Annotated in this window: 5 protein-coding genes and 1 pseudogene; 5 read left to right on the forward strand and 1 reads right to left on the reverse strand. The window is 69.8% G+C overall.

The genetic code is table 11. The features are described from left to right. Positions 1 to 4 precede the first annotated feature (4 nt). Positions 5 to 1,129, reverse strand: coding sequence for an iron-containing alcohol dehydrogenase family protein (locus FGX59_RS26920; protein WP_138470218.1), 1,125 nt, complete (start codon positions 1,127 to 1,129; stop codon positions 5 to 7). Between the two features lie 249 nt (positions 1,130 to 1,378). Between FGX59_RS26920 and FGX59_RS26925 the strand changes: the two genes are divergently transcribed. From FGX59_RS26925 to FGX59_RS26945, 5 genes and pseudogenes are all read left to right on the forward strand, one after another. After that, positions 1,379 to 2,272, forward strand: coding sequence for a dihydrodipicolinate synthase family protein (locus FGX59_RS26925; protein ID WP_138470219.1), 894 nt, complete (start codon positions 1,379 to 1,381; stop codon positions 2,270 to 2,272). Positions 2,273 to 2,276: 4 nt separating this feature from the next. After that, on the forward strand, positions 2,277 to 3,269 hold the full coding sequence (gene pdxA, locus FGX59_RS26930; protein WP_138470220.1) for a 4-hydroxythreonine-4-phosphate dehydrogenase PdxA: 993 nt from the start codon (positions 2,277 to 2,279) through the stop codon (positions 3,267 to 3,269). Positions 3,270 to 3,318: 49 nt separating this feature from the next. Further along, positions 3,319 to 4,194, forward strand: coding sequence for a DMT family transporter (locus tag FGX59_RS26935; RefSeq protein WP_138470221.1), 876 nt, complete (start codon positions 3,319 to 3,321; stop codon positions 4,192 to 4,194). A 146-nt stretch (positions 4,195 to 4,340) separates the two neighbouring features. After that, positions 4,341 to 5,840, forward strand: a complete 1,500-nt coding sequence (locus tag FGX59_RS26940) for an ABC transporter substrate-binding protein (protein ID WP_138470222.1) — start codon at positions 4,341 to 4,343, stop codon at positions 5,838 to 5,840. A gap of 48 nt (positions 5,841 to 5,888) precedes the next feature. After that, positions 5,889 to 6,179, forward strand: a pseudogene (locus FGX59_RS26945) (ABC transporter permease); the annotation flags it as partial.

Raw genomic sequence — 6,179 nt, forward strand, 5'->3', positions numbered from 1 at the left:
GCGGTCAGTAGGCGGCGGCGTAGAGGCCGCGGATGTCGGCGGCGCTCAGATCGACCGGGTTCCAGTCGAGCAGCCGCCGGATCGCATGCGCCTCTTCGGCCATTGGCTGCAGGTCGGCCTCGGCGACGCCATGGGCCGCGAGCGACATGTCGATGCCGAGCCCGCGGCAGAAGTCCAGCGCGCCCGCTCGCACCGCCTCTGGACTGTCCGCGGCAAAGCCGAGCGCGGCGCCGACGGCGGCGGTCTTCTCCGGCGTCGCCGGGCTGTTCGCGGCCAGCGCATGCGGGAAGATCAGCGCATTGGCCAGCCCGTGGGGCATCTTGTAGCGCGTCCCCAGCGGATAGGAGACGGCATGGCCCGCCGTGGTGTTGACCGGCCCGAGGCAGACCCCGCCATAGAGCGCGGCCAGCGCCATCCCGGCGCGCGCCTCGGCATCGGCGCCGTCGGCAACGGCCCGGGCAAGATACTTTCCCACCAGCGCGACCCCCTGCAGCGCATAGGCGTCGATCACCGGATGGGCGCGCTTCGAGGTCAGCGCCTCGACGCAATGGGCCATCGCGTCGACCCCGGTCGCGGCGGTGACATGGGCCGGCACGCTATGGGTCAGCAGCGGATCGACAATGGCGATATCGGCCAGCATGTGGCGGCTTTCCGTGGCGATCTTGGCGAGGCTTTCGGGATCGGTGACGAGCGCGCGGGTGCCGACCTCGGAGCCGGTCCCGGCGGTGGTCGGCACCTGGGCCAGCGCCGCCCGGCGCGGCGGCGCGCGGTTCGGGCCCGAGATCTCGGCCAGGCTGACATTGCGCCCGGCCATCACCGCGACCAGCTTGGCCAGGTCCATCGCCGAGCCGCCGCCGAAGCCGATCACCAGATCCGCATCCGCCTCGGTCGCCGCAGCGACGGCGGCGGCGAGATTGGGCACCGAGGGCTCCGGCTCGACCGTGCCGAAGCAGGCCGGGGCGCCGAGGCCCAGCCGCTCCAGCCGCGCGGCATTGACCGGGTCGGCGACCACGAAGGGGCGGCGGCAGCCCTGGGCCTCCGCCCAGTCCGCCAGTCCCGCCAGTGTGCCGTCGCCGAAGCGCAGGACCGGCGGGCGCTGCATCTCGATGGGGTCGGTCAGGGTGAGCATGGCGGTCCTCCCGGGCTGTCTCGTCCTCGCCAGAGGGTAGGCGCGGCGGCAGAAATTTGTCAATTCATCATTCCTGAATCATCGGCCTGGCGGCGGATTTCTAGATGGAATCCGGGGAAATGTCATTGGAAATAGCTGAAAGATAACGATAAAAATACTCACCCGACGTCCTTCTGCCTCCCGGAGAAAGGCGGTTGACAGGTTTGCAACTATTCGGGATGCTCAGTCCGAACGGTGCAGGAGGAGCGCATGACCGGGAAACAGGCCTTCGTCGCGGTGGTGACATGCTTCCACGAGGACGAGCGCGTGAACTACGCCGCGACCCGCGCCCAGGTGCGGCGCCAGGTCGAGGCGGGCAACAACATCATGTGCGCCGGGACCAATGGCGATTTCACCGCGCTGACCTACGAGGAGAAGGTCCGCCTGACCGCAGAGGTGGTCGAGGAGGCGGATGGCCGGGCGCAGGTCTTCGTCAATGCCGGCATGCCCGGCACCTTCGAAACGGTGATGCTGGCACGCGACCTCGCCGCGACCGGCGTCGACGGGATCGCGGTCATCACCCCCTTCTTCATCGACTGCACCCAGGACGGGCTCTACCGGCATTTCGCTTCCGTGGCGGATGCGGTCGACCGGCCGGTCTATCTCTACGACATCCCGGCGCGGACCCAGAACCATGTCGAGCCGGAGACCGCGCGCCGTCTGGCCGGGCACGGAAACATCAAGGGGATCAAGGACTCGGGCGGGGCGCAGGAGACGTTGGAGGCCTATCTGCAGGTCGCGCGCGAGGCCGGGGATTTCGGCGTCTGGTCGGGGCCGGACCATCTGGTCCACTGGGCGCTGGAAAACGGCGCGGCGGGCTGCATTTCCGGGCTGGGAAACGTGATGCCGCAGGTGCTGGCGCAGATCGTCGGCTGCTTCAACGCGGGCGACCAGGCAGGCGCGGCGGCGGCGCAGGAGATCTACGGCGCGTTCCGGCGCGACCTCTACGGGCTCGGCTATCCGCCGGCGCTGGTCAAGCGCGCGCTCTGGGTGATGGACCCTTCGGTCGGCGCCTCGCGCCAGCCGGCGCTGCTGCCCGATCCCGCGCAGGACCGTGCCATCGAGGCGGTGCTGCGCAAGTACGACCTGATGGCGGAGGCCTGAACCGATGAGCCGATCCCCGATCGTGATCACCATGGGCGACCCGTCGGGCGTCGGTGCCGAAGTGACCGTCAAGGCGCTGGCCGCGCTGCCCGAGGCCGAACGCGCGGGCATCGCCGTGATCGGCGACCGCGCGACGCTGGCCCGCGCGGCGGAGGCCGCGGGCGTGGCGCTGGCGCTGCGGGACCATGACAGCCCGGGCGGGGCGGGCGCGATCCGCGTGATCCATGTGCCGGTCGAGGGGCTGCCGGGCGAGTTCGGCGTGCTCAGCCCGGCCTGCGGCGAGGCCTCCTTCCGCTATATCGAGCGGGCGGTGGAGATGACGGCCGCGGGCGATGCGGCGATGATCGTCACCGCGCCGATCAACAAGGCGGCGCTGAACGCGGCGGGGCACCATTACGACGGCCATACCGGCATGCTGGCGCATCTGACCGGGCAGAAGACCTCCTGGATGCTGCTGGCCTCGCCGACGCTGAACGTGCTGCATGTCTCGACCCATGTCGCGCTGCGCGAGGCGATCGAGCGGGCGACGACCGAGCGGGTGCTGGAGACGATCCGCATGGGACACCGCCATTTCCGCCGCATGGGCGTCGCGACCCCGCGGATCGCCGTGGCCGGGATCAACCCGCATTGCGGCGAGAACGGGCTTTTCGGCACCGAGGATGACGAGCGGATCGCGCCCGCGGTCGCCGCCGCCCGGGCCGAGGGGATCGACGTCGCCGGGCCGGTCCCGGCCGATACCGTCTACTACCGCGCGCATCAGGGCGCCTTCGACCTGGTGATCGCGCAGTATCACGACCAGGGGCACATCCCGATCAAGCTGATCGCCTTCGACACGGCGGTGAATGTCTCGCTCGGCCTGCCGATCGACCGCTGCTCGGTCGATCACGGCACGGCGTTCGACATTGCCGGAACCGGCCGCGCCAACCACGTCAACATGCTGGCGGCGCTGAGCTATGCCGGGAAACTTGTTGCAGCCCGGGCCGCGGAACCGGCATGACAGGAGAGACCGGCGCCGGAGGGGCGGCGGACTCGAGGGGGGAACATGAATGACGCAGCAGCAGGCACGGGCCGGGCTCCTGATCATGGTCGCGGTGACGATCGGCGGGGCGGCGGATTCGGTGATCGTGCGTCTTCTGGCCGGCGAGATCCCGGCGATGCAGATCGGCTTCACCCGGGCGCTCTTCGGCGTCGTCGCGCTGGCGCCGCTGATCGCGCGGCGGCCGGAGATCCTGCGGACGAGCGCGCGCTGGAGCCATGTGCTGCGCGCCGCGCTGAAGCTCGTATCGCTGGTGCTGCTCTTCGCGGCGCTGCAGCGGGCGCCCCTGGCGACGGTGACGGCCATCGGCTTCGCCTCGCCGCTTTTCGTGGCGCTCGGCGCCTGGCTGGTGCTCAGCGAGGTGCCGGACGGGTTCCGCAGCGCGGGTCTGATGCTGGGCTTTGCCGGGATCGTGGTGATCCTCGGCCCGGCCCTGGGCGAGGCGCAGGGGCCGGCGCTGATGCTGGCGCTGGGATCGGCGGTCACCACCGCGGCGATCCAGCTGATGCTCAAGGTCATGGGGCGTGCGGACGGCGCGCTGACGCTGGTGGCCTGGAACCTGATCGCCTCGGTGCCGCTGGCGCTGCTGCCCGCGGCGCTGGTCTGGGTCTGGCCGAGCCCGCTGCAATGGGGGCTCCTGGCCGCGCAGGGGGTGATCGGCACCGCCTGCCAGCTCGGCGTCACCCGGGCGCTGCAGCTGGCCGATGCCTCGCTGGTGGCGCCGGTGGACTTCCTACGGCTGCCCTTCGTGGCGCTGGCCGCCTGGCTGGTCTTCGCCGAGCTGCCGCCCCCGGCGACCTTCCTTGGCGGGGCGATGGTCTTCGCCGCGGTGATGGTGCTGTCGCTGGCGGCGCGGCGGCCGCGCCGCGCGGAGGGCCGCGGATAAGTGCAGGACAAAGCGGCCTGGACGGGCCGCCGGACGAGGGACACCGGAGCCGCCCGTAAGACGCCAAAGGCGCGACGGGCGGATCCGGACAAGCGCAGACCGGCCGGCGCGAACCGGAACGGCCGGCAACTTGGGAGGAGAAACAAATGGATAACCGCCTTGCCCTGCTTTGCGGGGCTGCCCTGTCCTGCCTGGCGCTGCCGGCGCTGGCAGCCGATACGGATGTCACCATCGTGCTCAATGAAGAGCTCGAGACGCTGGAACCCTGCATGTCCTCGCAGTCGAATATCGGCCGGGTGCTCCTGCAGAACATCTCGGAGACGATGACCGAGCTCGACCCGTCGAATGGCAGCCTGATGCCGCGGCTGGCCACCTCCTGGGAAGAGACCGACGACGCCACCTGGCGCTTCCACCTGCGCGAGGGCGTGACCTTCTCCGACGGCTCGGCCTTCGATGCCGAGGACGTGAAGCATTCGGTGGAGCGCACGCTTTCCGACCAGCTCACCTGCGAGATCGGCGCCAAGTATTTCGGCGGCATGGCGATCACCCCCACCGTGGTCGATGCGCATACGATCGACATCGCCTCGGACCCGGCGCAGCCGATCCTGCCCTTGCTGATGTCGACCCTGACCATCGTGCCCTCGGAAACCCCGATGGAATTCACCCGCGATCCGGTTGGCACCGGCCCCTACGAGCTGACCGAGTACAATGTCGGCCAGAACATTACCCTGACGCGGCGCGACGGCTACTGGGGCGACGCGCCCACGGTGACCAAGGCGAGCTATGTCTTCCGCACCGATGACGCGGTGCGCGCGGCGATGGTGCAGACCGGCGAGGCGGATATCGCGCCGCTGATCTCGCAGACCGACGCGACCAACGAGGCCACCGACTTCGCCTATCCCAACTCCGAGACCACCTATCTGCGCATCGACGCGCTGACCCCGCCGCTCGACGATCTGCGGGTGCGCCAGGCGCTGAACATGGCGGTCGACCGCGAGGCCTTCCTCGGCACGCTGATCCCCGAGGGCGCCGAGATCGCCACCCACATGACCGTGCCCTCGACGCTGGGCGCGGACGAGGATCTGGCGGTTCCGGCCTATGATCCCGAGGGCGCCAGGGCCCTGCTGGAAGAGGCCCGCGCCGACGGCGTGCCGGTCGATACCGAGATCCTGCTGCTGGGCCGGCTGGGCAACTTCCCCAATGTCACCGAGGTGATGGAGGCGCTGCAGTCGATGTTCGCCGATGCCGGCTTCAACGTGAAGCTGCAGATGGTCGAAGTGGCGGAATGGGTGAAATACTACTCGAAGCCCTTCGCGGCCGGCGACACCCCGGCGCTGGTGCAGGCGATGCATGACAACAACCGCGGCGATCCGGTCTTCTCGATGTACTTCAAGTATGCCTGCGACGGGCTGCAGTCGGGCATCTGCGACGAGGAGCTCGATGCCGATATCGCCAAGGCCACCGGCACGCCGGGCGACGGCCGCGCCGCGGAATGGCGCAAGGTCTTCGCGCGGGCGCATGACATCTCGGCGGACGTGTTCCTGTTCCACATGGTGGGCTTCTCCCGGGTGAGCGAGCGGCTCGACTTCACCCCGACCATCGCCACGAATTCCGAGCTGCAGCTGTCGCAGATCGAGTTCAACTGACCCGGCGGGGGCGGCGCTGCGCCGCCCCTCTTCCGCGGGACCGAGGCCATGACGACCCCAGACACATCGAAGGCCGCTCCTGCGGCCCGCAAGGACCCCGGCGAGCCCGGTCCGGTCCGCACCTTCCTCAAGCTCCTGTGGGCCGACAAGATGGCGACCTGCGCCGCCATCTTCCTCGTCGCCGTCATCGCCTGCGCCGTCTTCGGCCCGATGCTGCTCGAGGCGGTCTCGTCCAAGCAGAACCTGCGCGGCCGCAATGCCGTGCCCTTCCTCTTCGAGCAGGACTGGACGATGTGGCTCGGCGGCGACCAGCTGGGCCGGCCGCTGCTGGCGCGGATC

It is taken from the genome of Poseidonocella sp. HB161398 (assembly GCF_005870025.1).
Classification (GTDB): domain Bacteria; phylum Pseudomonadota; class Alphaproteobacteria; order Rhodobacterales; family Rhodobacteraceae; genus Mangrovicoccus.

Excerpts from the sequence above, each read along its gene's own strand:
- FGX59_RS26920 (WP_138470218.1), bottom strand. The coding sequence starts at position 1,129 with ATGCTCACCCTGACCGACCCCATCGAGATGCAGCGCCCGCCGGTCCTG.
- FGX59_RS26925 (WP_138470219.1), top strand. The coding sequence starts at position 1,379 with ATGACCGGGAAACAGGCCTTCGTCGCGGTGGTGACATGCTTCCACGAG.
- pdxA (WP_138470220.1), top strand. The coding sequence starts at position 2,277 with ATGAGCCGATCCCCGATCGTGATCACCATGGGCGACCCGTCGGGCGTC.
- FGX59_RS26935 (WP_138470221.1), top strand. The coding sequence starts at position 3,319 with ATGACGCAGCAGCAGGCACGGGCCGGGCTCCTGATCATGGTCGCGGTG.
- FGX59_RS26940 (WP_138470222.1), top strand. The coding sequence starts at position 4,341 with ATGGATAACCGCCTTGCCCTGCTTTGCGGGGCTGCCCTGTCCTGCCTG.